Source organism: Methylibium sp. Root1272 (assembly GCF_001425905.1).
Classification (GTDB): domain Bacteria; phylum Pseudomonadota; class Gammaproteobacteria; order Burkholderiales; family Burkholderiaceae_C; genus Methylibium.
In genome coordinates, this window is the sequence record NZ_LMDY01000001.1 from 482,545 (window position 1) to 507,874 (window position 25,330).

Consider the following 25,330-nt stretch of genomic DNA (forward strand, 5'->3'; position numbering starts at 1 on the left):
CTGCGCGAGACGGGTGAGGCGAAATTATCTCAGTGCCGCCAGATCGGCGGTGTCAGCGGGCCGGCGCCTGCGCCAGCGCCCAGGCGGCGTCGGCGATCGCGGCGATGACCGTGTCGATCTCCCCGATCGCCGGTGCGAGCTGCCAGTTCACCTGCGGCAGCTCGCCTCGCAGGCGGTCCAGCAAGGCCGGCAGATCCTTGCGCACATGCCCGCCTGCGCCCAGGAACAGCGGCAGCACGCTCACGGCCGTGCACCCCTGCGCGGCCAGGGCGTGACCCGCGCTGTGCATGTCGGGCGTCATCAGCTCCAGGAAAGCCAGCACGACCGGCATGTCCGGCGCGCGGTCCCGCAACCGCTGGGCCACGGCCTCGAAGGGCCGAGCCCACAGCGGGTCGCGGGCGCCGTGCGCGAACAGGAGGATGCCGTGCCGCTGCATGCCGTTGTCTCTCAACGGTAGCGCACGAGCCAGCTGAAAGCCGCCATCGACAGCAGCAGGTAGAAGGCGCCGGGCGCGGCGGCCGCGACCCAGGGCGTCCAGTCGCGCAGCAGCCCGAGGTGGGTCGACACGTTGTTCAGCAGCACGAAGCTGATGCCTAACAGGATGCCGCCGAACACCTTGACGCTGACCCCACCGGCGCGCGCGTGCAGGTAGGCGAACGGCAGGGCCAGGCCCACCATCACCAGGCAGGCCAACGGGTAGAGCGCCTTCTTCCAGAACTGGATTTCCTGGCGTTGCGCCGCCTGCTCGTTCTGGGACAGGTGGCTCATGTAGCGGTAGAGGTCGACGGTCGACATGCTCTTGAGCGGCGAGACGGCCGCGCCCACCACCGACGGCGTCAGGCGGGTCGGCCAGCGCAGCTCGTCCCGCCGTTCGTCGACCGGCAGGCCGTCGCCGCCCGCCGCTTGCCAGCGCGTGAGGCGCACCTTTTTCAGGCGCCAGGCACCGTCTTCGACCACGGCGTGCTCTGCCGCGACGCGCGCCAGCAACTGGCCGTCGTCGCTGAACTCGTAGATGCGCACGTCGTCAAGCAGGCCGTCGGCCCTGACGTTGCCGACATTGATCGAGTCGGTGCGCTCGCCGGCCGGCAGCTCGCCCGGCGCGGCCGTGCGCCGGTCCTTCAGCCATGCGCTGTTGCCGCCGCCGCCGGACAGCGAGCCGCGCAGCGTGGCGCGCAGCGTCTGCGCCTTGGCGTCGAAATAGGGGCCGACGTAGTCGCCGACCACGAAGGTCAGCACCGCGAACGCCAGCCCGAGCTTGGCGAGCAGCGACAGCGCGCGGCCCGGCCCCAGGCCGCCGGTGCGCAGGATGGTGAACTCCGACGACTGTGCCAGCCGCGCCATCGCGTAGATGGTGCCGATCAGTACCGCGATGGGCAGCAGCTCGTAGAGTCGTCCCGGCAGCTCCAGCAAGCAGTACAGCGCCGCATGGTGCACGCGGTAGGCGCCGCGGCCGATGTCGTCGAGTTCGTCCACGAAGTCGATGAAGAAGAACAGCGACAGGAAGGACACGGCGACGAAGGTCACCGCGCCCAGGACGTCGGCATACAGGAGACGGTGGACGGTGCGCACGCGGCGGCCTCAGGCGGTGACGCGCCGGCGGCGCAGCGCGAACGAGGCGCCGCGCTCGCGCCACCAGAGCAAGGTGACGGCGAGCACGAAGCTGCCGCCGTGGATGAGCAGCAGCACGACACCGATGTCGAGCTTGCCGCTGGCGACCCAGGCCTGGCTCAGGTTCAGCAGGTTGAAATAGACCACGAAGGCGAGCAGCGCGAACAGCAGATTCCAGCTGCCGGCGCGCCGCGGGTTGCCGCCCGCCAGGCCGATGCCCAGCAAGACCAGGTTGATGCCGCCGACGGCCAGGCCGATGCGCCACGCCAGTTCGCCGAAGTGCCGGTTGCTCGGCTGCGTGAGCAGCTCCCAGGTGCTGCGCGCCTTGGGCGGGAGGTTGTCTGCACCGCTGCTGACCGCTTCGCCGGCCAGCACGCGGTAGCTGTCGAACTGCGCGAGCTTGCGCTCGCCGGTCGAGAGGTTGATGTCGTTGCGCTGGCCGCTCTCGAGCACGACGAATCGCTGGTCGCCGTCCATCTCGATGCGCCCGGTGCGTGCCGAGGTCACGCTCTCGCTATCGGGCTTGCGCTCGAGCACGAACACGTTGCGCGCGATGTTGCCTTCGCCGGTGTCACGCTCGATGAAGAAGGTGCGCTTGCCGTCGGCCGAGCTCTGGAACTGGCCGGGCGCTACGCGCGCCACGTCGGAGCGTCGCTGGTAGCGATCCTTCAACTCGGCGATCTGGCGGTTACCCCAGGGCCAGACGAACAGCGCCAGCAGCGCCACCAGCAGCAGCAGCGGCGCGGTCAGCCGCAGCACCGGCGGCACGAAACGCAGCAGGCCCACGCCACTGGCGAACCAGATCACCATTTCGCTGTCGCGGTACATGCGCGTGAGCGTCGTCACCACCGCGATGAACAGCGACAGGCTGAGGATGGTGGGCAGGTTCTCGAGCGCCACGTAGCCGAGCAACAGCGCGACATCCTGCGCGGCCACCGAGCCGCCCGCTGCCTGGCCGAGCGTGCGGATGAGGAACATCGTGATCACGATGGTCATGATCACGACCAGGGTCGCGCCAAAGCTCCTGGCGAGGTCTCGGCGCAGAGTGGAATCGAATAACATCAATTGGATTTCAAACGGATCGCATTATGGACTTTCGCATTCTCACCACGACGACCTCCAGCCTTTCGAAGGTCAGCGCCGACGCGCTCTTGATCGTGGTGGCAGGCGACCCGAAGCAGCAGGGTCTGGACGATCCGCTCGATCGTGCGCTGGCCGACGCGATCGCGGCCGGCGACCTGGCCTTCAAGGCCGGTCGCACGCTCTATCTGCACCGCCCGGTGGGGGTGAAGGCGGCCCGCGTGGTGTTCGCCGTGGCCGGTGACGCCGGGCCCAAGGCCTTCAAGGCGGCGGTGGCCGCCGGTCTGGGCCTGATCAAGCCGCTGGGTGTGAAGCATCTTGCGGTGGCCGCAACCGGCGCCATCGAGGCCACCCACGCCGAAGCCGCCGCGGCGGCGGCGTCCGACGCCACCTACAGCTACCGCCACACCAAGCCCAGCGCGAGCCCCGCGCCGGCCCTGCAGAAGATCACCCTGCTGGTCGACAAGGCCGAAGCCAAGGCAGCGCAGACCGGCCTGTCGCGCGGCGCGGCGATCGCGGTCGGCGTGGCGCTGGCGCGCGAGTGCGCCAACCGGCCCGGCAACCACTGCACGCCGAGCTACCTGGCGGCGGAGGCACGCAAGCTCGCCAAGCTGCCGCGGATCAAGGTCGATGTGCTCGACCGCAAGGCTTGCGAAAAACTCGGCATGGGCTCCTTCCTCGCCGTAGCGCAGGGGTCCGACGAGCCGCCGAAGTTCATCGTCCTGCGCTACGACGGTGCGGCCAGGAGCGATGCGCCGGTGGTGCTGGTGGGCAAGGGCATCACCTTCGACACCGGCGGCATTTCCATCAAGCCGGCCGCCGAGATGGACGAGATGAAGTACGACATGGGAGGCGCGGCCAGCGTGCTGGGTAGCTTCCGTGCACTGGCCGAGTTGCAGCCACGGGTCAACGTGGTGGGCCTCATCCCGAGCTGCGAGAACATGCCCAGCGGGCGTGCCATCAAACCGGGGGACGTGGTGACCTCGATGTCGGGGCAGACGATCGAGGTGCTCAACACCGACGCCGAAGGCCGCCTGATCCTGTGCGATGCGCTCACCTACGCCGAGCGCTTCAAGCCGGCCGCGGTGATCGACATCGCCACGCTGACCGGCGCCTGCGTGATCGCGCTCGGACACCACCGCAGCGGCCTGTTCAGCGCCGACGACGCGCTCGCCGACGCGCTGCTCGAGGCCGGCAGTGCCGGTCTCGACCCTGCCTGGCGCATGCCGCTCGACGACGAATACGAGGAAGCGCTGCGCAGCAACTTCGCCGACATGGGCAACGTCGGCGGCCGTGCCGGTGGGGCCATCACCGCGGCGATGTTCCTCAAGAAGTTCACCGCCAAGTACCGCTGGGCCCACCTCGACATCGCCGGCACGGCCTGGAAGTCGGGTGCGGCGAAGGGGGCGACCGGCCGACCGGTGCCGTTGCTGACGCACTTCGTGCTGTCTCGCGCCCGCTGAAGAGGGCGGGCGGGGTCTTCGCTTGACCGAGATCAACTTCCTCCACGGCGCTGCCGATCCGCTGGCGCACGCCTGCCGGCTGCTGATGAAGGCCTACCTGCGAGGCGCCAAGGTGGCCGTCACGGCGTCGTCGAGCGAGCGACTCGCCCAGCTCGACGTGATGCTGTGGACCTTCGATCCCCTGGCCTTCGTGCCCCACGCCCGGCTGCGCCAGGGAGCCGCTGCGGCCGAGCGTCTGGCGCCGACACCGGTCTGGCTGCTGGACCGGGCCGCCGACGCGCCCCACCACGAGGTGCTGGTGAACCTGGGGCCCGAGGTGCCGGCCGGCTTCGAGAGCTTCGAGCGTCTGTTCGAGATCGTCGGCAGCGACGACGACGAGCGGCGTGCCGGGCGGCAACGCTGGCGCTACTTCGAGAGCCGCGGCTACGAGATCCGCCCGCACGAGGTGCGCGGCTGATCGCGGTGCCTGCAAAGCAGGTGGTCTGCGGCTTGCTACTGTTCTGGCTTCAGGTGCGGACTGCCGGCATCGGCGCTGACGGTGTTTTCCCGGGGCGTCTCCCGAGCGGTGCGTTGCCTGTTTTGGAGTATTGTCTCGGCCGTTGAGAACGACCCGTTTTCTTCAATTTTTCTTCCAACCCGGAGGTTCTTCATGCAACTCAAACTCAAAGCCATCGCCCTTGCAACGGCCCTGCTCGCGACTGGCGCCGTCTCGGCCCAGGAAGTGATCAAGATCGGCCACGTCGCCCCCGTCTCCGGCGCCCAGGCCCACTACGGCAAGGACAACGAGAACGGCGCCCGGATGGCGATCGAGGAACTCAACACCCAGAACATCTCGATCGGTGGCAAGAAGGTCAAGTTCGAACTGGTTGCGGAAGACGATGCCGCCGACCCGAAGCAGGGCACGGCCGCCGCCACCAAGCTGTGCGACGCCAAGGTCAACGGCGTCGTCGGCCACCTGAACTCCGGCACCACCATCCCCGCCTCGAAGATCTACAACGACTGCGGCATTCCCGAGATCACCCCGTCGGCCACCAATCCCAAGTACACGCAGCAAGGCTTCAAGACCGCCTTCCGCATCCTGGCCAACGACAACGCGCTCGGCGCCGGCCTGGCGCTGCACGCCGCCAACAACCTGAAGCTCAAGAAGATCGCGATCATCGATGACCGCACCGCCTACGGGCAGGGCGTGGCCGAGGTGTTCAAGAAGACCGCCCAGGCCAAGGGCATCCAGATCGTCGATGAGCAGTACACCACCGACAAGGCCACCGACTTCATGGCCATCCTGACCTCGATCAAATCGAAGGGCCCGGACGGCGTGTTCTACGGCGGCATGGACCCGCAAGCCGGCCCGATGCTGCGCCAGATGGAGCAGCTCGGCCTGTCGAACGTCAAGTTCTTCGGCGGCGACGGCGTGTGCACCGCCAAGCTCGCCGACCTGTCGGCCGGCGCCAAGACGCTGGGCAACGTGGTCTGCGCCGAAGGCGGCTCCTCGCTCGAGAAGATGCCCGGCGGCACCGCCTGGAAGGCCAAGTACGACGCGAAGTATCCTGGTCAGTTCCAGGTCTACTCGCCGTACGTCTACGACGCGGTGTTCGTCCTGGTCGACGCGATGAAGCGCGCCAACTCGGCCGACCCCAAGGTCTATGGCCCGAAGCTGTTCGAAACCAACTTCACCGGCGTGACCGCGAAGGTGGCCTTCGAGAGCGATGGCGAACTGAAGAACCCGGCGATGACCCTGTACGTCTACAAGGACGGCAAGAAGGTGCCGTTGAACTGATGACGCTTCGGCGTCAGTGGTGAAGAAGGCGCTTCGCGAGAGGCGCCTTTTTTTGTGTCGGCGCGTGGCTACAATCCGTCGCTCCGGAGAGATGGATGAGCGGTTTAAGTCGCACGCCTGGAAAGCGTGTGAGGGTTAACAGCCCTCCGCGGGTTCGAATCCCGCTCTCTCCGCCATTCGCTGAGCATCGTGCGCAGCCAGGGAGAGATTCGCATGAAAGCCGTTGCGGCATTCGCCATGTTGACCGGTCTGTTGATCGGGCCCGCGCAGGCCGCCGGCGAGAATGCGGCCATGAAGGATCGGCCCATCTCCCGCTTCGGTGCCGACGACTACGCGCTGATGAAAGCGCGAGTCGACCAGGCGATCAAGGCAGAGACGGCAGGCGGCACCCTCGAGTGGAAGAATGACAAGTCGGGAGCCTCGGGTAGCGTCACGCCGCTCGACAGGCTGGAATGGCAGGGCATGGCCTGCCGGAGGCTTCAGATCACCAATGTCTACGGACACACCACGGGCAAGGGCGTGTACCGCTTCTGCCAGCAGAAGTCCGGTGCCTGGAAGCTGGTGGGCCCGGACGGCGCGCAACGCTGACGTCACCGGTCCGTCGCTCGACGGACCGGTGACTGTCGCGATCAGTCCGGCGTTGACGCGTGATTCGACAAGCCACCGGCCCCTGACGCTCGAACCACACTGAGACGCCCCGCCACGCGGCTCCCTACCGCGTTTCGACCCGAGTGCTTCGCCTCGTAGCAGGCGGCATCCGCGCTGGCCAACACGGCAGCCGCATCGGTCAGACTCGCTTCGATCTCCACCACCCCGATGCTCGCGCCGACCTCGAGCGAGCGGCCTTCCCAGGGCAGTCGATAGGCCTCGATGCGAGCGCGGATGCGTTCCGCGATCGACAGGGCATCCGATTGGCTGCAGCCGCGCAGCAGGACCGCGAACTCATCGCCGCCGAGGCGAGCCACGGTGTCCTGCGAGCGCATGCGCTCCCCCAGGAGGCTGGCAACGCGCCGGAGCATCTCGTCCCCGGCGGCATGGCCGGCGCTGTCATTCACCGCCTTGAAGCGGTCGAGATCGATGAACAGCACGCATGCCGCCTCGTTCCCGCGCCGCTCGCCCACCTGTTCGGACAGCCGCCGCTCGAACTCGCGCCGGTTCACCAGGTCCGTCAAGGCATCGTGCGTGGCCGACCACGAGAGGCTCTCGCGCTGAGCTCGTTGCTCGGTGATGTCGGTGAAGATCCAGATCGTGCCGGCAGCCATGTCGCCACTGCGCACCGGCGATCCGTGGCGGCGCGCCCAGAAGCGACTGCCATCGCGGCGAACCAGCTCGATCTCCTCGTCGAACGCCTGTCCGGCCTCGAAGGCGGCGGCGACCCGCTGGCCGAGTGCCTGGTGCTGCTCTTCGGACAGGCAGATCAGCTGCGTCGGGCGCCCGACGAGTTCGCTCTCCCGGTAACCGAACATGCGGTTGAACTCGGCGCTGAGCAGCTCGAAGCGGCCCAATTGCGTGAAGGCGATCCCGACCGGGGCGTTGCCGAGCACGGCCTGCATCTTGGCGAGCGCCTCGAGGCTCGCTTGCTGACTGGCAGCCCGCTGCCGCATCACATGTCTGAAGATGCGCGACAGGTGACCGAGTTCGCCACCCGCCTGCGGCCAGCCTTCTTCGTCGGCCACGTCGTCCTGCAACAGTCGCTGGGCGCGCGCTTCCAGCTGGCGCAAGGGGCGCAGCAGCACCAGCGTCAGCAACAGGATGACCATCCCGCCGACAAGCGCCACGGCCACGGCAATCCACAGGGTCTGCCGCCGCGCGGCTTCGATGCCACCGAACAGCGCATCGGCGGGCGCCGTGCGCAACACCAGCCACCCGGCTTCGGGCACACCCGCCATGGCGACAACCTGGCCGTCGACGATCGTGGCCGTGCCCTGCGGATCGACGGGGCGCCCTCGCGCGGTCCACGCAGCCACGGCGCCTGCCAGGCGCGGGTCGGTCGAGGCATCCTTCAGGATTCTGCTGCGATCGGGGTGCGAGACCACGCGTCCCACCGCATCGAGGACGATGGTGCTCGCCGGATCACCCGGATTGCGGCCGCTCTCTGTCAGGTCGGCCATCAGGCCGCTCGACTCGAGCCTGAGCACACCGCCCAGCACGGCGGCCACCTTCCCTTCGCCGGTGAGCAAGGGCAGGGACATGATGAGGATGGGTGCGCTGGAGACGCGACTGACGAAAGCCTCCGACACGGTGGCGCGTCGTTCGGCCAAGGCCTTCTGGAAGTAGCCCCGATCGGCAATCGTGATATCGGACGCCCGGATCCGGTGGCCGTCGGCCACGGCCAGCAGCCGGCCGTCCGGTGCCGCAATGTGGAAGCCGGAGAACAGTCCCAGCAGCACCGGGTTCTGCTCGAGGAAGCGCACCATGGCCTGCGGCTGATCGACGTCCTGCAGAGGCAGCTGACTCGCGGCGCTGCGCAGCGCCTCGCGCAGCGTCATGACGCGCGAGGTCAGCACGGCGGCGAGTTTCTCCGCTTCGCTCAGCTTGGAGTCGATCACCGTCCGCTCGGTGCGTTGTGCGACGGTGTCCAGAACGAAGAAGCCCGTGACGCCGACACTCAGGCTGATCAACAGCACGCCGGCCAGGGCCAGACGCAGCTTCAACGATCCGAAGACGGTGGACCCAGAGCCCGGCATCGCGTCGTGCATGCGTTCTCCTCGGAGCATTGTTGTCGAATGAGGGCGATGTTAGCGAGTGGAAGAGGCGGTTCGAAGCGCAGTCCTGAAAGGACGACCCGCGAGCTTTCGATCGACCCCGTCGCCCAAGGCATTCGCCGTACCGTTCGACGTACATCGTGAGCAGGGCCACGGTGTTTGCCCCGGCTCCGACTACGCGATCGATACGGTGGCCATGTTCTGGGTGCTGGAGCGCGTGGCCGCGTTCTGGAATTGAGCGCCCCCGGGGCGCGCCACTCGGGTCAGGCAAGCGCTGCTTGCACGACGTCTTGGGTCCGTTGCGTCATCGGTTCCGGTCGAGGCGTGCGGGCCGCCGTCGCCTGCGGGGGCGGCGTTTGTCGTGCTCCTCGGGTGTACCACCAGGGCAGCACGCGGCCCAGCGCACAGGCGGTGCCGGGCGTCTTCGCTGCATAGCCGGGCAGCGTCCCCAGTGCGTGCCTCCACGCGGGCGAGCCCAGCAGATCCATCAAGTGGCGCAGCGCCGGATTGCCCTGAAGCTCGCTCTTGCGGACCAGCAGGGCGTAGCGTTCGCGCGCCAACGGAATGAACTGCAGTCGTGCGGCGCGCGCGGCCGCCTCCAGGCCGAAGGCCGCGTCCGCCGCACCGCTGACCACAGCCGCGGCCACGGCATCGTGTGTGGGCTCGACCAAGGCTGGATCCGGAGCAGCCAGACCGGCTTCGGCGAACAGTTCATCGAGCAGGATGCGCGTGCCGGTTTCGGGGGCGTGCGTTGCCCAGTGCACGTCGGGCCGCACCAGGTCGGCCAGCGTTGCGACGCGCAGGGGATTGCCCGGTTGCACCATCAGGCCCTGAGTCCGATGGGCGCACTCGATCAGCTTGTGATGCCCGGGCCTGAGCCAGGGTCGGTAGAGGCGGGCGCTCAGCGATTGCTTGTCGATGCCGTCGCGGACATGGAAGCCGGCCAACGTGCACCGGCCGGCGTCGAGCGCCCTCAGCGCCTCGAGGGTGGTGCTTCTGAACGCGAGGTCCAGCCGCAGTCCGCGCTGCCGTGCCAGATCGCGCATCAGCAACAAGGACGGGTCGTCGCCGGCACACAAGGACAGCGTGTCGACCTGTCGGTCGAAGGCTTCGACAAAGACGCGTTCCAGTTCTGTACGCAGAAGCTCGAGCTGCGGGCGCAGGCGCGCCTGGGCTCGTTGTTCCGCCCACATCAGCTTCTCGCCGAAAGGGGCGAGGGTGGCGCGCTGGCCTTTCGTCCAGACGACCAGTTCGCGACCGAGTTCGCCTTCCCAGCGCTTGAGCTCACCCCAGACGTGACGGTAGGACAGCCCCAGCGACTGTGCGGCGGGCCGGATCGAACCATGGCAGCGCAGAGCCTGGAGCAGCGCGAAGAGCGGGTGTTCAGCGAGCCCCGGCGCCTGCAGGCCGACTGCACCAGCCAGGCGGGTCGGCCACCGCAGCTGATACGACAGGCCGACCCGCACCTCGCCATCCAGCGAGGGCGAGGCCTGCGGCGCGGACTGCGAACGGAACGCGGCGCGATCTTTCATCAGGTCCTACCGGCCTCGCCGACGGGCACCGGGATGAGCGTGAGCAGGGCCCGCTTGAGACCGGCGCCGCTGGGGCTCTCGACGAAGACACAGCGCTTGCCGGTGCGCTTGCAGTGGTCCTTGACGCGCCAGTACGCGTCGTGGCTGATGCAGCCGGTCTGGCAGATCACCAGGTCGGCGGCTGCCAGCGTCGCATCCAGCTTGGCAACGCTGTCTTCGTCGCCGCCGTCGTGATGGAGAAAGCGCCCACCGGTGCGCTCGATCAGCTGGCGGTAGACCGGCACGCTGGCGGGCCGGCCGCCGACGCACAGGACGGCCTGGTCATCCAGGCGCGCAGGGATGTCGTCCGCGCTACTGCTGGTTTCGCGGGCGAGAGGCTCCGGTCGTTCCGCAGAGCGGCGCTGCAGTTCGGCCGCCAGTTCTTCGGCATGGCGTCGCTGCCGTTCGACCTCGTGCTGTGATTGCAACTGCGCGCGTTCGGCCTGATGGACGCGTTCGATCAGGTGCTGGTTCGCGCGCGCCAGCTCGAAGCGGCTCTTCAGGCCCGGGACGGCCGCTTCCAGTGTCTGCAGGTCTTCTCGCAAGCCGGCGATAGCGGTATCGCGCACGATCAATTGGGCCCGCAGGCTCACGACCTGCGCCTGCGACTCGTCGGCGCGTCGCACATGGTCGGCCGCCTGGCGCATGCAGCGTTGCTGCGCGCCGCCCAGTTCGCGGCTCAGCACGGCATTCTCCTGGAGCAGCGCTTCGAAGCGATCGAAGTCCACGCGGGCCGCCATGCCGGCCTGGTGCTGCAGCATGTGCACCTGCCCCTCGATGCGACAGGCCAGCTCCGGCGTGCAGCGCGGGTGCGTGAGCGCCGCCCAGAGCGGCCCGGCGATGTCCTGGCAGCGCAACGCGTCGTCCCACCACGCGGCGAGCGCCTCGGGTGTCTTGACCAGGGTGGCCTGCCGCACGGCGACTCCGTAGCGATGATCCAGCTCGCGCTGCACGGCCTCGGCCACCGGAGTGCGGGCCTTGCATTCGGCGACGGCGCCGCAGTGCAGTTCGTAGTCGTCGGCTTGGGCCGCGCCCCGCAAGGCCTTGTTCAGCACCTGCCGCAGCACACGCATCGGCAGGCACACGCCGAGCACAGGGCAGTGGGCATGGCCGTCGAGCTCCCAGAGCAGCCGCCGCCGCGAGCCCTGCAGCGGTGGACGCCGGGGAGGGGGTGCGGCCGCAGCGACGAGTGCCGTCGTGCCCTCGACCGCCTGGCGGACGAGGGCGTCGAGTTGGAGCGGATCGGGCTTGCACATGCGGGTCGTCTCCCGGTTCAGTTCATCGGTGCAGCGGGCGCGGCGGCGCTCGGTGCGGAGGCCGACAGCGGCGGGGCGAGGTCGGCGCACAGCCGCTCGATCGTCGTCGCCGCAATGCCGTGACGGAACGCGTACCGCTCGTGCGCGCAACCCAGGTTGGCGGCCGCGCCCGACAACAGGGCGCACCGGGCACCCGGCGGCAGCTGAAAGCGCAGGAAGTGCACACCGGAGGGTCGGCCGAGATGCCGATCGGCCTGGTCCTCGTTCGCATGGGCGATGCTGCGCGGCAGCCCGGCGATGTCCACGTAGACGTGGTGCGCTGCTTCGCTGAGGGCCGGCAGTTCGCGGCGGCGCTGGGCGGCATCCGGCAACTCGATCATCAGCGTCGCCTTCCAGTTCGTGCCGTCCGGCAGCAGCGGCGCATACGTGTCGATCTCATGCTGCATGGCGTCGAGGCCGGCCGAGCGCTCGATGTAGAGGACTTCCTGGATCTGGTGGCGGATCGTCAGCGCGTCCTCGAATTGCAGCCGCATGAACGGGCCGAGCGTCACGCTGCGCTCGCGACGATGCTCGATCAGGCCTTGGCGGCGCGCATGCCGCGCGGCGCGGTACGCCGGCCAGGGCATCAGGTCGGCGACGGTGAGGCGCGTGAGCAGCCCATCACCGCGGCGGGAACCGGCGGTCGGTGTCGTGTCGGAACGCATCGTTCAGTCGTGTCCTTGAGAGCGGCACGGCTGGCGAGGCGGCTGGCGGGTGCGGTGGTCGGCGGTGGAGCGGGCGAACTACTTGGTCAGGAGCAGCTTCCCCAAGGAGGTCAGGCGCAGGCGGTAGATGGCGCCGCCATGGTCGATCTCGATTTCGGTGTGTCCGGCCATCAGATCGGTACTGTCCACTCGTTTCGGCATAGGCCGGCCGGCGCCGACAGGTGTGCAGTCGCGGTGGCCGACGAGCGACCTGACGCCGGACGGAGGCCCGCCGCTTTCGGGGAGGCCGTGGGGTGCCGGGCGCATAGCTGTGCAGTCGTGCATCAGTCACTTTAATGCGAATAGGTCGCATTTGCAACCATACCGATGCGAGGCTATTGCAGGACGCCAGCAACTCGCCGGTCGTGGGTGCTGTGAAGCCCCACAGCCGGCGCGGGATTCACCGGTTCACGTCGATCACCGCGCGCCCGCGCACCTTGCCCGACAGCACATCGCTCGCGGTCGCAATGGCCTGGTCGAGGCCGAGCACCTGGGTCACGGCGTCGAGCTTCTTCACGTCCAGATCGCGTGCCAGGCGCTGCCAGGCCTCGGTGCGCAGCTCGTACGGTGCCATCACCGAGTCGATCCCGCACAGCGTGATGTTGCGCAGGATGAACGGCAGCACAGAGGTGGGAAAGTCGAGGCCCTGGGCCAGGCCGCAGGCGGTGACGGTGCCGCGGTACTTGGTGGCCGCGCACACGTTGGCGAGCGTTGCGCTGCCGACCGTGTCGATCGCACCGGCCCATTTTTCTTCGCCCAGCATCTCGCCGGCGCTGGACAGCGTGGCGCGGTCGATGACCTGGTTCGCTCCGAGTTGCCGCAGGAAGGCGGCTTCCTCGAGCCGGCCGGTGGAGGCCGTGACGTCGAAGCCCAGCTTGGCCAGCACCGCGATGGCGATCGTGCCCACGCCACCGGCAGCACCGGTGACCAGGATCGGCCCGCGGTCCGGACGCACGCCGTGCTGTTCGAGCGCCAGCACGCACAGCATCGCGGTGTAGCCGGCCGTCCCGATGGCCATCGCGTTCAAGGTCGAGAACGGACTCGGCACCGGGATGAGCCACTCGCTCTTGACGCGGGCCTTCTGGGCCAGGCCGCCCCAGTGCGCGTCGCCGAGTCCGTAGCCGTTGATCAGCACCTTGTCGCCCGGCTTGAAGCGCGGGTTCGCGCTCGATTCCACGGTGCCGGCCAGGTCGATCCCCGGGACCATCGGCCACTGGCGCACCACGGGAAAGCGGCCGGTGATGGCCAGGCCGTCCTTGTAGTTGATGGTGGAGTACTCGACCGCGACGAGCACGTCGCCCTCGGGCAGGCTGTCCTCGGAGAGTTCTCTCACTTCGGACAGGACGGCGGTATCGGACTTCTGCAGGAAAACGGCGCGAAACATGGGGACTCCTCCGGTAATGGCATGCGGTCAGGCCGGCTTCTCGACACGAAGCAACGGCTTGCGGACAGGGCCAAACTATCTACTCTCATGCCAGAACTCGGGGTGCTGACGACCCCGTGCGCCTAATCCGCGGATGAGTGGAGGACTCCCTTCGAAGATGCTACTACGCAGGCCTGAAAGCTGCGCCCGACGGGTTTGGGTCCACTCGCCGTACGGGAGTTGGGCGCATGCGGCTGTGAGATCCGGCGCATCGGCGTTAAGCTTCGGCCTACGCACACTCCCCATGGGTGCAATCAGATGGCTGCGTACAGTTCCGGGCCGCCCCGCCGGCCTCCGCCTCCTGCCAAGCCGATCCGGCCGTTGACCTCGCTGGCGGTCGACCTCGATCTGAGCGAGCCCGAGCAGGCCGAAGAGGGCGACTGGATCGATTCAACGTTCGAGCTGCGCAGCGGCCTCACTGTGATCGAGCACCCGATCGACACCCTGCCCGGTGAGTTGCAGGACGCCTTCAAGAGGCAGAAGCGCTGAACCTTCGCAGGACGGTCGATCCGAGCTCGGCAACGCTTCAGCCGCGGTCCGCACTGCGACGCTGGTTTCGGCGCTGCTCGGCGCGCACGTTGTCGATGCTCGACGCCGCGCGCTCCCGATCGACGCTCTGCTGGATCAGGACCTCCAGTTGATCGCTGGGCAGGCTGTCCAAGGGGTGCTCGCAGACGTCGAGGCCGAATTTCAGGTCGAACGAGGAAGCCAGCCACCCCGCGGATTCCGGTTCAGCGTCGCTGTTGTTGGCCGATGCGGGCGCGGTCGGTGGGTCACTCGCGCCGAACGGGCGCGCCTTGGCGTGTGACAGGGACATCGAAACTCCAGGCAAAGCGGGCATGGCCGCGATGTCGAAGCTTCGGTGATCGCTGTCGTCGACGCGTCCCGATGGTGGGGTGGCTCTGATGGGGGAGCCGCGCATCAGGTCTTCAGTTCCGACTCGAGCCCCCGGACAAGCGCCCGGGCTGCCTCCGTGGAGATCTCGGCCGGCAGCATCAGGCCGTTGTCGAACTGCATGTGCAAACGCAGGCGCGACGGGTCCTGCGCCGCCACCACGCCGATGCCCAGGCACTTGAGCGCCGGCGGGATGGGCGGCGCGTTGGCTTCACCAGGCACGCTTCCGGCCTCGGCGGCCTTCGCCAGCAGGGTCACGGCGACCAGGGGGGCGAGGTCGCTCATGATCGCAATGGCCAGGCTCCGACGTTCGCCCGCGAGCAGGGCGTCGGCCTTCAACAAGATGGCGGCACCGTCGATGGCAGGTTCTGCCGCCCGGATGGCGGCGATCTGCAGTTCCAGAGGTTGATGATGGATTTCTTCTTGCATACGCAGGGTCCTTTCCCACGTGATCGTTGACATGGGAAAGCGTAACCAGCGCGTCAGGGTTTTCCTGCCGGCGCGGGTCAGCGCGGGCCGTCGGCGGTCGGGCAGGATGCTTGTCGGAATGCGCCTACGCGGACGCGGCGACCGACCGGCCGCTCACAGGGCGTGCGACTGCAACTGCTCCAGCGTGAGGTAAGCGAGCGCTCGTTCGTGCGTGCTGTCCAGAACGACTGGCGGCGCGACACCCGCCTCGAGCGCCTCCTTCCAGCGCAGCGCGCACAGGCACCAGCGATCGCCCGGCTTCAGGCCCGCAAAGCGCCACTCGGGCCGCGGTGTGGCGAGGTCATTGCCGCGCTCGCGTGAAAAGGCGAGGAAGGCGGCCGTGACCCGGGTGCAGATCACGTGCGTGCCTAGGTCTTCGGCGGTGGTGCTGCAGCAGCCATCGCGGAAGTAGCCGGTCAGCGGATCGTAGGAGCAGGCGCGCAGCGTCTCGCCGAGCACGTTCAGGGCCATGGGCGCTTCACTTCGTCGGCACACCCTTGTTGAACAGCGTCATCGCCGTGCCGATCAGCGCCGACACCTCGCTCATGTTGCCCGGCACGATCATCGTGTTGTTCTTCTGCGCGAGCTGGCTGTAGGCATCGACCGCGCGCTCGGCCACCTTCAGCTGCACGGCCTGCTCGCCACCGGGCTCGCGGATGGCCGCGGCGATCTGCCGGATCGCACCGGCCGTCGCCTCGGCGACCGCAGTGATCGCGGCGGCCTCGCCCATCGCGTTGTTGATCTCGGCCTGCTTCTCGCCCTCGGAACGAGCGATGAAGGCCTCGCGCTCGCCGGTGGCGATGTTGATCTGCTCCTGGCGCCGGCCCTCCGACGCCGCGATCAGCGCGCGCTTCTCGCGCTCGGCGGTGATCTGTGCCTGCATCGAGTGCAGGATCGCAGCCGGCGGCGTCAGGTCCTTGATCTCGTAGCGCAGCACCTTGACGCCCCAGTTCAGCGCCGCCTCGTCGAGCGCATGGACCACGGCGGCGTTGATGGCATTGCGCTCCTCGAAGGTCTTGTCGAGCTCCATCTTGCCGATCACGCTGCGCAGCGTGGTCTGTGCCAGCTGCGTGATCGCGATGATGTAGTTGGACGCGCCGTAGCTGGCGCGCATCGGGTCGGTGACCTGGAAATAGAGGATGCCGTCGACGGTGAGCTGGGTGTTGTCCTTGGTGATGCAGACCTGGCTCGGCACGTCCAGCGGGATTTCCTTCAACGAATGCCGGTAGGCCAGCCGGTCGACGAAGGGCACCAGGAAGTTCAGGCCGGGCACCAGCGTCGCGTGGTACTTGCCGAGCCGCTCGACGACCCAGGCACTCTGCTGAGGCACGACCTTGATCGAGCGCGCGATGAAGATGATGGCGATGACGAAGAAGACGATGGCGACGATTTCCATGAGGCGTCTCGGAAGGAGGAAAGGGGATCAGGGATCAGCGAACCAGCAGCAGCCGGGAGCCATCGATGGCGCGAATCACGTGCTCGCCGGGCGACGGAGCCCCGTCGCCGGCGTAACGCGCGCTCCATTGGGCACCGCGGTAGCTGACGGTGGCCGAGCCGTCGGACTGCCACTCGACGACGTGCACGCGCTCGCCGATATCAAGGTTGACGTTGCGGTCGGCGCCGGCCGCCGCGGCCGCGGGTCGACGCAGGCGTTTGAGGTGCCAGGCAATCACCGCGCCACCGCCCACCAGCGCCGCCACGAGCAGCTGCACGCTGAACCCGAGGCCGGTATGCGCGGCGAAGGCCGCTGCCACGAAGCCCAGCGCGAGCATCAGGAGATAGAAGGTGCCGGTGGTCAGCTCGGCCGCGATCAGCGCGCCACTCGCGATCCACCACCAGGTGGCGGCACTCCAGTCCATCGGGCCTCCTCGGATGCGCTTGCGTCTGACGAACAATGTTGCATTCAGTGTACGACGCAGAGTTTCGCGCCCTGGCTCATCGGGCTGTCGCGCATGTAGCCCTAAACTCCGCGCTTCCTTGAGCGGGGTGGTCCCGCCAGCAGCGCCCGCCGGAGGCCTCCAGATGCAGCACTTTCGTTTCCCCATCGTCATCATCGACGAGGACTTCCGCTCCGAGAACACCTCCGGCCTGGGCATTCGCGCATTGGCGGACGCGATCGTGAAGGAGGGCTTCGAGATCCTGGGCGTCACCAGCTACGGCGACCTGAGCCAGTTCGCCCAGCAGCAGAGCCGCGCCAGCGCCTTCATCCTGTCGATCGACGACAACGAGTTCACCCACGACGGCCCCGAGCTGGCGCCAGCGGTGCTGAACCTGCGGCAGTTCATCCGCGAGATCCGCCGCAAGAACCTGGAAATCCCGATCTACCTGTACGGCGAGACCCGCACCAGCCAGCATTTGCCCAACGACGTGCTGCGCGAACTGCACGGCTTCATCCACATGTTCGAGGACACGCCGGAGTTCGTGGCGCGCCACATCATCCGCGAGGCCAAGAGCTACCTCGACGGGCTGGCGCCGCCGTTCTTCAAGGCGCTGGTCGACTATGCGCAGGACGGCTCCTACTCCTGGCACTGCCCCGGCCACAGCGGTGGCGTGGCTTTCCTGAAGAGCCCGGTCGGCCAGATGTTCCACCAGTTCTTCGGCGAGAACATGCTGCGCGCCGACGTCTGCAATTCGGTCGACGAACTCGGCCAGCTGCTCGACCACACCGGCCCGGTGGCGCAGAGCGAGCGCAATGCAGCGCGCATCTTCAACGCCGACCACTGCTTCTTCGTCACCAACGGCACCAGCACCAGCAACAAGATGGTCTGGCACCACACGGTGGCGCCCGACGACGTGGTGGTGGTGGACCGCAACTGCCACAAGTCCATCCTGCACGCGATCATCATGACCGGCGCGGTGCCGGTGTTCCTGCCTCCGACGCGCAACCACCTGGGCATCATCGGCCCGATCCCGAAGGCCGAGTTCGAGCCGGCGGCGATCCGCAAGCGCATCGCCGCCAACCCGCTGCTCGCGCACGTGGACCCGGCCACCGTGAAGCCGCGCATCCTGACGCTGACGCAGAGCACCTACGACGGCGTGCTCTACAACACCGAGACGATCAAGGGCCTGCTCGACGGCTGGATCGACACGGTGCATTTCGACGAGGCCTGGCTGCCGCACGCGGCCTTCCACAAGTTCTACGGCAGCTACCACGCGATGGGCAAGAACCGCCCGCGCCCGAAGCAGGCGGTGGTCTACGCCACCCAGTCGACCCACAAGCTGCTGGCCGGCATCAGCCAGGCTTCGCAGGTGCTGGTGCAGGACGCGCAGAACACCAAGCTCGACCGGCACCTGTTCAACGAGGCCTACCTGATGCACACCTCGACCTCGCCGCAGTACGCGATCATCGCGAGCTGCGACGTGGCGGCGGCGATGATGGAGCCGCCCGGCGGCACCGCGCTGGTGGAGGAGAGCATCCAGGAAGCGCTCGACTTCCGGCGCGCGATGCGCAAGGTCGACAAGGAATTCGGCAAGGACTGGTGGTTCAAGGTCTGGGGCCCCGACAAGCTGGCCGAGGACGGCATCGGCAAGCCCGAGGACTGGATGATCAAGGCCGACGCCAAGTGGCACGGCTTCGGCCCGCTGGCCGAAGGCTTCAACATGCTCGACCCGATCAAGTCGACCATCGTGACGCCGGGGCTGGACGTGGCCGGCAAGTTCGCCAAGACCGGCATCCCCGCCTCGATCGTCACCAAGTTCCTGGCCGAGCATGGCGTGATCGTCGAGAAGACCGGGCTGTACTCGTTCTTCATCATGTTCACGATCGGCATCACCAAGGGCCGCTGGAACACGCTGCTGACCGCGCTGCAGCAGTTCAAGGACGACTACGACAAGAACGCACCGCTGTGGCGCATCCTGCCGGAGTTCTGCGCCGCGCACCCGCGCTACGAGCGCATGGGGCTGCGCGACCTGGCGCAGAGCATCCACGAGGCCTACGTCAAGGGCGACATCGCCCGCCTGACGACCGAGATGTACCTGTCCGATCTGCAGCCGGCGATGAAGCCCAGCGAGGCCTACGCCCACATCGCGCACCGCAAGACCGAGCGGGTGGAGATCGAGGGCCTGGAAGGGCGCATCACGACCTCGCTCCTGACGCCTTACCCGCCGGGCATCCCGCTGCTGATCCCCGGCGAGCGCTTCAACAAGAAGATCGTCGACTACCTGCGCTTCACCCGCGACTTCAACCGCCGCTTCCCCGGCTTCGACACCGACGTGCACGGCCTGGTCGAGGAGGAACTCGACAGCGGTGAGCGCCGCTACGCCGTGGACTGCGTGCAGCAGTGAGATCGGGGCCCGACGGCGATCGATCGATCACCGCCAGCGGCAAGACTCAGGCGTCGGCCATGCCGCTGGCGACCCGGCTGAAGCCGCCGTCGACGTAGGTGATCTCGGCCGTCACGCCGGCCGCCAGGTCGCTGAGCAGGAAGGCCGCGACGTTGCCGACGTCGTCGATCGTCACGTTGCGACGCAGCGGCGCGTTGTTCTCCACCACATCGAGAATCTTGCCGAAGCCCTTGATGCCCGAGGCCGCCAGCGTCTTGATCGGGCCGGCCGAGATGCCGTTGACGCGCACCCCCTTGGGACCCAGGCTGCCGGCCAGATAGCGCACGCTGGCCTCCAGCGAAGCCTTGGCCAGGCCCATGGTGTTGTAGTTGGGCACCACGCGCTCGGCGCCCAGGTAGGTGAGGGTCAGCAGCGCGGCCTTGGGCGTCAGCATCGGCGCCGCGGCCTTCGCCAGCGCCGGGAAGCTGTACGACGAGATGTCGTGGGCGATGCGGAAGGCCTCGCGGCTCAGGCCGTCGAGGAAATCACCGGCGATCGCTTCGCGCGGTGCGAAGCCGATCGAGTGGACGAAGCCGTCGAATTGGGGCCAGGTCAGCGCGAGCTGCTGGAACATCGCATCGATCTGGGCATCGTCGGCGACGTCGCAGTCGAAGATCAGGCTGGAGTCGAACTCGCGGGCGAAATCGGTGGTTCGCCCCTTGAAGCGTTCGCCGACGTAGCTGAACGCGAGTTCAGCGCCTTCGCGCTTGCAGGCGCGGGCGATGCCGTAGGCGATCGAGCGGTTGGACAGCAGTCCGGTGATCAGCAGCCGCTTGCCGGCGAGAAAGCCCATGTCGTGTCTCCATCCCACTGTTTGCAGCCCGAAATTCTGGCACGGCGGGGCCTTCCCGTCGGGCTCTTGACACCCCCGATGCTTGCCGGTAATGCGTGCCCACGCTACAATCCCCCCTTCGCTAGACCAGATTTCGCCAGACAAGAAATTGGGCCGGAGATTCCAGCCCTTTTTTTTTGTTCGATTCTTTTTGCAGTCGTTCTTTTGCAGTCCATTGGGAGCGGGTTTCAACCCGGGAACGTTCAGTCGATGACTTGGCAGGCAGCCGTTGAGAAAACCGTGACCGGTTTCGGTTATGAGTTGGTGGAATGCGAGCGGGGCTCGCAGGGGTTGCTGCGCGTGTTCATCGACCGGATGCCGGGCCAGGCCTACGACAGCGGTCCGGGCGAGTTCGTGACGGTCGAGGACTGCGAGAAGGTGACCCGCCAGCTGCAGTACGTGCTGGAGGTCGAGGGTTGCGATTACTCGCGGCTCGAGGTCTCCTCACCCGGCCTGGACCGTCCGCTGAAGAAGCCGGCCGATTACGCCCGCTTCGCCGGCGAGCGCATCGACATCACGCTGAAGCTGCCGTTCCAGGGCCGCAAGAAGTACCAGGGCGTGCTCGCAGCCGCCGGTGACGCCTGGGAACTGCATTTCAACGACGGCAAGCAGGATCAGGTCTTGGGATTCACGCTCGAGGAAGTCCGCGACGCCCGGCTCGTGCCGGTCGTGGACTTCAAGGGCCGCAAGGGCAAGGAGCAAGCCGAGCCCGCGGCGCAGGTACCCGGAGGTTACGAACAATGAACCGCGATCTGTTGGACTTTGTGGATGCGATCGCTCGCGAGAAGAGTGTCGAGCGCGACGTCGTGTTCGAGGCTGTCGAGGCGGCGCTCGCCTCGGCGAGCAAGAAGCTGCATGGCGGCGAGGTCGACATCCGCGTGTCGGTCGACCGTGACACCGGCGAATACGAGACGTTCCGCCGCTGGCTCGTCGTGCCCGACAGTGCCGGCCTGCAGAACCCGGACGCCGAGGAACTGCTGACCGACGCGCGTGATCGCCTCGAGGACATCGAGGAAGGCGACTACATCGAGGAGGCCATCGATTCTGTGTCGATCGGCCGCATCGGTGCGCAGGCCGCCAAGCAGGTGATCCTGCAGAAGGTGCGCGACGCGGAGCGCGAGCAACTGCTCAACGACTTCCTGTCGCGTGGCGACAAGATCTTCGTCGGCACCGTCAAGCGCCTCGACAAGGGCGACCTCGTCGTCGAGAGCGGCCGGGTCGAGGGGCGGCTGAAGCGCAGCGAACTGATCGCCAAGGAGAACCTGCGCACCGGCGACCGCGTGCGCGCCTACATCACCGAGGTCGACACCACGCAGCGCGGGCCGCAGATCATGCTGTCGCGCAGCGCGCCCGGCTTCATGATGGAACTGTTCCGCCACGAGGTGCCGGAGATCGAGCAGGGCCTGCTCGAGATCAAGAGCTGCGCCCGTGACGCTGGCTCGCGCGCCAAGATCGCCGTGTTGTCTCACGACAAGCGCGTTGACCCGATCGGCACCTGCGTGGGCGTGCGCGGTTCGCGCGTCAATGCGGTCACGAACGAACTCGCCGGCGAGCGCGTCGACATCGTGCTGTGGTCGGCCGACCCGGCGCAGTTCGTGATCGGCGCGCTGGCGCCGGCCAACGTGCAGTCGATCGTCGTCGACGAAGAAAAGCATGCGATGGACGTGGTGGTCGACGAGGAGAACCTCGCCATCGCCATCGGTCGCGGCGGTCAGAACGTGCGCCTCGCCTCCGAACTGACCGGCTGGCGCATCAACATCATGAGTGCCGAGGAGTCGCAGGACAAGCAGGCCACCGAATCGGAGTCGATCCGCAAGCTGTTCGTCGAGAAGCTCGACGTCGATGCCGAAGTCGCCGACATCCTGATCGCCGAGGGCTTCACCAGCCTCGAGGAAGTGGCCTACGTGCCGCTGCAGGAAATGCTGGAGATGGAGTCCTTCGACGAGGACACCGTCCACGAATTGCGCACGCGGGCCAAGGACGCGTTGCTGACGATGGAGATCGCCCAGGAAGAGAAGCTCGAGAGCGTTTCGCAGGATCTGCGCGACCTCGACGGCCTCGACGCCGAGCTGATTGCCAAGCTGGCCGAAGGCGGCATCCACACGCGCGACGACCTGGCCGATCTCGCGGTCGACGAGCTGACCGAGCTGACCGGTGTGGCCGACGAGCAGGCCAAGGCCCTGATCATGAAGGCGCGCGAGCACTGGTTCACCGCCTGAAGCGCCGCCTGAACCGCACTCCGCATCACCGTTCGCACCGATACACCAAGGACACTCCACAATGGCTGTGACTACCGTCGCACAGTTTGCCGCCGAGCTGAATCGCCCGGCCGCGGCGCTGCTCGAGCAGCTTCACTCCGCTGGCGTCGCGAAGGCGTCCACGGACGACGCGCTGACCGAAGCCGACAAGGAGCGCCTGCTCGACTTCCTGCGCTCTTCGCACGGCACCGGGAGCGCCGAGCGAAAGAAGATCACGCTGACGAAAAAGTCGACCACCGAGATCAAGCAGGCCGACGCCTCCGGCAAGGCCCGCACCATCCAGGTCGAGGTGCGCAAGAAGCGCACCTTCATCAAGCGCGACGATGCGCCCGCCGCCACCGAAGAGTCGAGCGCCGCCGCGTCGGTGATCGACGAAGCCGAACTGCAGAAGCGCGAGGAAGAAGCGAGCCGTCAGGCCGAGTTGCTGCGTCGCCAGGAAGAGGATCTGGCCGAGAAGCGCCGCGCGCGCGAGGCTCAGGAGCAGGCCGAGCGCGAGGCCGCCGAGGCGCGCCAGCGTGCCGCGGCCGAAGCCGCTGCGGCCGCGCTGGCGGCAGCAGCCGCCGAACCCGTCGCCGCGAAGGCCGAAGCGTCTGCCGCGACCGATACCAAGGCCTCTGCGCCGGTTGCTGCACCGACGGTGGCCGCGCCGGCCGAGCCGCCCAAGCCCGCGCTGCGCGTGGTGAAGGCCGCCGACATCGAAGCCGAAGAGAAGCAGAAGGCCGCCGACCTCGCCAAGCGCCGCAAGGCAGCCGAAGATGAGGCTTCGGCGATCCGCGCGATGATGAACGCGCCGAAGAAGGTGCTCGTGGCGAAGAAGCCCGAGGAGCCGAAGCCGGCCGAAGGCATCAAGGGCACGATCCACAAGCCCACCGCCAAGCCGGGCGCTCCGGCAGCGGCAGGTGCGGCGGGCGCCGCCAAGCCGGGCGACAAGAAGTCGGTCAAGTCCGAGAAGCTGTCGTCGAGCTGGGCCGACGACGCCGCGAAGAAGCGCGCTGCGCTGCGCGGCGGAGCACGTCCCGATGCCGGCGGCCGCGGTGGCTGGAAGGCACCGCGCGGCGGGCGCCGCGGTGGCGATCGGGGCGACAACCCGTCGACCTTCACCGCACCGGCCGAGGCGCAGGTCTACGAAGTGCACGTGCCCGAGACCATCAGCGTCGCCGACCTGGCGCACAAGATGTCGGTCAAGGCCTCCGAGGTCATCAAGCAATTGATGAAGCTGGGTCAGATGGTCACCATCAACCAGCAGCTCGACCAGGAAACCGCCATGATCCTGGTCGAGGAAATGGGTCACAAGGCCTTCACGGCCAAGCTTGACGACCCGGACGCCTTCCTCGAGGAAGACGTGGAAGTGACCGACGTGCCGCTGGAGCCGCGCGCTCCGGTGGTCACGGTGATGGGCCACGTCGACCACGGCAAGACCTCGCTGCTCGACTACATCCGCACCACGCGTGTGGCGGCGGGCGAGGCCGGCGGCATCACGCAGCACATCGGCGCCTACCACGTCGAGACGCCGCGCGGCATGATCACCTTCCTCGATACCCCGGGCCACGAGGCCTTCACGGCGATGCGGGCGCGCGGCGCCAAGGCCACCGACCTGGTGATCCTGGTCGTGGCAGCCGACGACGGCGTGATGCCGCAGACCAAGGAAGCGATCCACCACGCCAAGGCGGCCGAGGTGCCGCTGATCGTGGCGATCAACAAGATCGACAAACCCGGCTCCAACCTCGAGCGCGTGCGCAGCGAGCTGATCGCCGAGCAGGTCGTGCCGGAAGACTTCGGCGGCGATTCGCCGTTCGTGCAGGTGTCGGCAAAGACCGGCCAGGGCATCGACGATCTGCTGGAGCAGGTGCTGCTGCAGGCCGAGGTGCTGGAACTGCAGGCCCAGGTGGCCGCGCCCGCCAAGGGCCTTGTCATCGAGGCGCAACTCGACAAGGGCCGCGGCCCGGTCGCGACCGTGCTGGTGCAGTCGGGCACGCTCAAGCGTGGCGACGTGGTGCTGGCCGGTTCGACCTATGGCCGCGTGCGCGCCATGCTCGACGAGAACGGCAAGGCCACCACCGAAGCCGGCCCGTCGATCCCGGTCGAGATCCAGGGCCTGACCGAAGTGCCGCAGGCCGGCGACGAGTTCATGGTGCTGTCCGACGAGCGGCGTGCGCGAGAGATCGCCACCTTCCGTTCCGGCAAGTACCGCGACGTGAAGCTGTCCAAGCAGCAGGCCGCCAAGCTCGAGAACATGTTCGAGAACATGGGCCAGGGCGAGGTGCAGACGTTGCCGCTCATCATCAAGGCCGACGTGCAGGGTTCGCAGGAGGCGCTGGGCGCGTCGCTGCTCAAGCTCAGCACGGCCGAGGTCAAGGTGCAGATCGTGCACGCGGCCGTCGGCGGCATCAGCGAGAGCGACGTCAACCTGGCCATCGCGTCGAAGGCCGTGATCATCGGCTTCAACGTGCGGGCCGATGCCGGTGCGCGCAAGCTGGCCGAGGGCAACAACGTCGACCTGCGTTACTACAACATCATTTACGACGCGGTCGACGAGATCAAGTCGGCGATGACCGGCATGCTGGCGCCGGAGCAGAAGGAAGAGCTCATCGGCACGGCCGAGATCCGCACGGTGTTCGTGGCCTCGAAGATCGGCACCGTGGCCGGCTCGATGGTCACCTCCGGCATCGTGCGCCGCAACGCACGCTTCCGCCTGCTGCGCGAGAACGTGGTTGTCTACAGCGGCGAGATCGAATCGGTCCGCCGCATGAAGGACGACGTGCGCGAGGTCAAGGAAGGCTTCGAGTGCGGCATCAAGCTGAAGAACTACAACGACATCAAAGAGGGCGACCAGCTGGAAGTCTTCGAGATCAAGGAAGTCGCCCGAACGCTGTAAGGCGGAGTTGGCCTCGTGCCCGGACCCCGCCCTCGAAAGTCGGCGGGGTTCGTG

The 25,330-nt window shown here is 67.7% G+C and carries 24 protein-coding genes and 1 tRNA gene; 10 read left to right on the forward strand and 15 right to left on the reverse strand.

All coding sequences use genetic code 11. From position 1 onward, the window contains the following. Positions 1-52 precede the first annotated feature (52 nt). The 3 genes from ASC67_RS02280 to lptF are packed head-to-tail and all read right to left on the reverse strand — an operon-like array spanning position 53 to position 2,670. Positions 53-436, reverse strand: a complete 384-nt coding sequence (locus ASC67_RS02280; protein ID WP_056314676.1) for a sirohydrochlorin chelatase — start codon at positions 434-436, stop codon at positions 53-55. A gap of 11 nt (positions 437-447) precedes the next feature. Beyond that, the gene (lptG, locus tag ASC67_RS02285; protein WP_056314678.1) at positions 448-1,569 is read right to left on the reverse strand and encodes an LPS export ABC transporter permease LptG; all 1,122 of its coding nucleotides are present in this window, start codon (positions 1,567-1,569) and stop codon (positions 448-450) included. Between the two features lie 9 nt (positions 1,570-1,578). After that, positions 1,579-2,670, reverse strand: coding sequence for an LPS export ABC transporter permease LptF (gene lptF, locus ASC67_RS02290; protein ID WP_056314680.1), 1,092 nt, complete (start codon positions 2,668-2,670; stop codon positions 1,579-1,581). Positions 2,671-2,696: 26 nt separating this feature from the next. On the opposite strand from lptF, the gene ASC67_RS02295 reads away from it, so the two are divergent. The 5 genes from ASC67_RS02295 (at position 2,697) to ASC67_RS20105 (ending at position 6,516) form a co-directional block, all read left to right on the forward strand. Then, positions 2,697-4,151 (forward strand): leucyl aminopeptidase, encoded by a 1,455-nt coding sequence (locus tag ASC67_RS02295; protein ID WP_056314682.1) that lies wholly within the window; start codon positions 2,697-2,699, stop codon positions 4,149-4,151. A 22-nt stretch (positions 4,152-4,173) separates the two neighbouring features. Beyond that, positions 4,174-4,608 (forward strand): DNA polymerase III subunit chi, encoded by a 435-nt coding sequence (locus ASC67_RS02300; protein ID WP_056314684.1) that lies wholly within the window; start codon positions 4,174-4,176, stop codon positions 4,606-4,608. Positions 4,609-4,800: 192 nt separating this feature from the next. Then, on the forward strand, positions 4,801-5,928 hold the full coding sequence (locus tag ASC67_RS02305) for a branched-chain amino acid ABC transporter substrate-binding protein (RefSeq protein ID WP_056314685.1): 1,128 nt from the start codon (positions 4,801-4,803) through the stop codon (positions 5,926-5,928). An 85-nt stretch (positions 5,929-6,013) separates the two neighbouring features. Beyond that, positions 6,014-6,104 (forward strand) — tRNA-Ser (locus ASC67_RS02310). Positions 6,105-6,141: 37 nt separating this feature from the next. Continuing rightward, the gene (locus tag ASC67_RS20105; RefSeq protein ID WP_082535772.1) at positions 6,142-6,516 is read left to right on the forward strand and encodes an RT0821/Lpp0805 family surface protein; all 375 of its coding nucleotides are present in this window, start codon (positions 6,142-6,144) and stop codon (positions 6,514-6,516) included. Positions 6,517-6,557: 41 nt separating this feature from the next. Here the strand turns inward: ASC67_RS20105 and ASC67_RS02315 are convergent, their stop codons facing one another. From ASC67_RS02315 to ASC67_RS02335, 6 genes are all read right to left on the reverse strand, one after another. Further along, the gene (locus ASC67_RS02315) at positions 6,558-8,627 is read right to left on the reverse strand and encodes a diguanylate cyclase (protein WP_056314688.1); all 2,070 of its coding nucleotides are present in this window, start codon (positions 8,625-8,627) and stop codon (positions 6,558-6,560) included. Between the two features lie 269 nt (positions 8,628-8,896). After that, on the reverse strand, positions 8,897-10,099 hold the full coding sequence (locus ASC67_RS02320) for a substrate-binding domain-containing protein (protein ID WP_235566192.1): 1,203 nt from the start codon (positions 10,097-10,099) through the stop codon (positions 8,897-8,899). A 65-nt stretch (positions 10,100-10,164) separates the two neighbouring features. Next, on the reverse strand, positions 10,165-11,460 hold the full coding sequence (locus tag ASC67_RS02325) for a DUF2325 domain-containing protein (protein WP_082535800.1): 1,296 nt from the start codon (positions 11,458-11,460) through the stop codon (positions 10,165-10,167). 17 nt (positions 11,461-11,477) lie between these two features. Further along, positions 11,478-12,164, reverse strand: a complete 687-nt coding sequence (locus tag ASC67_RS02330; RefSeq protein WP_056314693.1) for a DUF3501 family protein — start codon at positions 12,162-12,164, stop codon at positions 11,478-11,480. Between the two features lie 78 nt (positions 12,165-12,242). Beyond that, positions 12,243-12,353: a hemin uptake protein HemP gene (gene hemP / locus ASC67_RS20110; RefSeq protein ID WP_235566193.1), complete on the reverse strand. Its 111-nt coding sequence runs from the start codon at positions 12,351-12,353 to the stop codon at positions 12,243-12,245. Positions 12,354-12,603: 250 nt separating this feature from the next. Then, complete coding sequence (locus ASC67_RS02335; RefSeq protein ID WP_056314695.1) at positions 12,604-13,587, reverse strand: MDR family oxidoreductase; 984 nt, start codon at positions 13,585-13,587, stop codon at positions 12,604-12,606. Between the two features lie 360 nt (positions 13,588-13,947). On the opposite strand from ASC67_RS02335, the gene ASC67_RS20440 reads away from it, so the two are divergent. Beyond that, positions 13,948-14,115 (forward strand): hypothetical protein, encoded by a 168-nt coding sequence (locus ASC67_RS20440; protein WP_156466620.1) that lies wholly within the window; start codon positions 13,948-13,950, stop codon positions 14,113-14,115. 37 nt (positions 14,116-14,152) lie between these two features. On the opposite strand, the gene ASC67_RS02340 is transcribed toward ASC67_RS20440, so the two are convergent. The 5 genes from ASC67_RS02340 to ASC67_RS02360 form a co-directional block, all read right to left on the reverse strand. Further along, positions 14,153-14,548 (reverse strand): hypothetical protein, encoded by a 396-nt coding sequence (locus ASC67_RS02340; RefSeq protein WP_156466621.1) that lies wholly within the window; start codon positions 14,546-14,548, stop codon positions 14,153-14,155. Then, a complete protein-coding gene (locus ASC67_RS02345) occupies positions 14,548-14,949 on the reverse strand; it encodes a hypothetical protein (RefSeq protein ID WP_056314699.1) in 402 nt (133 codons plus the stop codon). The genes ASC67_RS02340 and ASC67_RS02345 overlap by 1 nt, the downstream gene beginning before the upstream one ends. A 153-nt stretch (positions 14,950-15,102) precedes the next feature. Next, on the reverse strand, positions 15,103-15,459 hold the full coding sequence (locus ASC67_RS02350) for a DUF2237 family protein (RefSeq protein ID WP_056314701.1): 357 nt from the start codon (positions 15,457-15,459) through the stop codon (positions 15,103-15,105). A gap of 7 nt (positions 15,460-15,466) precedes the next feature. Beyond that, positions 15,467-16,384, reverse strand: a complete 918-nt coding sequence (locus tag ASC67_RS02355) for an SPFH domain-containing protein (protein ID WP_056314703.1) — start codon at positions 16,382-16,384, stop codon at positions 15,467-15,469. Between the two features lie 34 nt (positions 16,385-16,418). Continuing rightward, positions 16,419-16,847, reverse strand: coding sequence for an NfeD family protein (locus tag ASC67_RS02360; RefSeq protein WP_056314705.1), 429 nt, complete (start codon positions 16,845-16,847; stop codon positions 16,419-16,421). Positions 16,848-17,010: 163 nt separating this feature from the next. Here ASC67_RS02360 and ASC67_RS02365 point away from each other — a divergent pair, with 163 nt between their 5' ends. After that, entirely contained in the window at positions 17,011-19,272 is a 2,262-nt protein-coding gene (locus tag ASC67_RS02365; RefSeq protein ID WP_056314707.1) for an arginine/lysine/ornithine decarboxylase, read from the forward strand. Between the two features lie 46 nt (positions 19,273-19,318). Here the strand turns inward: ASC67_RS02365 and fabI are convergent, their stop codons facing one another. Further along, the gene (gene fabI, locus ASC67_RS02370) at positions 19,319-20,104 is read right to left on the reverse strand and encodes an enoyl-ACP reductase FabI (protein ID WP_056314709.1); all 786 of its coding nucleotides are present in this window, start codon (positions 20,102-20,104) and stop codon (positions 19,319-19,321) included. A 249-nt stretch (positions 20,105-20,353) separates the two neighbouring features. Here fabI and rimP point away from each other — a divergent pair, with 249 nt between their 5' ends. The 3 genes from rimP to infB all read left to right on the forward strand — a co-directional run bounded on the left by rimP (position 20,354) and on the right by infB (position 25,276). Continuing rightward, positions 20,354-20,887: a ribosome maturation factor RimP gene (gene rimP / locus ASC67_RS02375; protein WP_056314711.1), complete on the forward strand. Its 534-nt coding sequence runs from the start codon at positions 20,354-20,356 to the stop codon at positions 20,885-20,887. Then, positions 20,884-22,362 carry a transcription termination factor NusA gene (gene nusA / locus ASC67_RS02380; RefSeq protein WP_056314714.1) on the forward strand — a complete coding sequence of 493 codons (1,479 nt, stop codon included), beginning with the start codon at positions 20,884-20,886 and terminating at the stop codon, positions 22,360-22,362. Before rimP ends, nusA begins: the two co-directional genes overlap by 4 nt. 61 nt (positions 22,363-22,423) lie before the next feature. Beyond that, on the forward strand, positions 22,424-25,276 hold the full coding sequence (gene infB, locus ASC67_RS02385; RefSeq protein WP_056314716.1) for a translation initiation factor IF-2: 2,853 nt from the start codon (positions 22,424-22,426) through the stop codon (positions 25,274-25,276). Positions 25,277-25,330 lie beyond the last annotated feature (54 nt).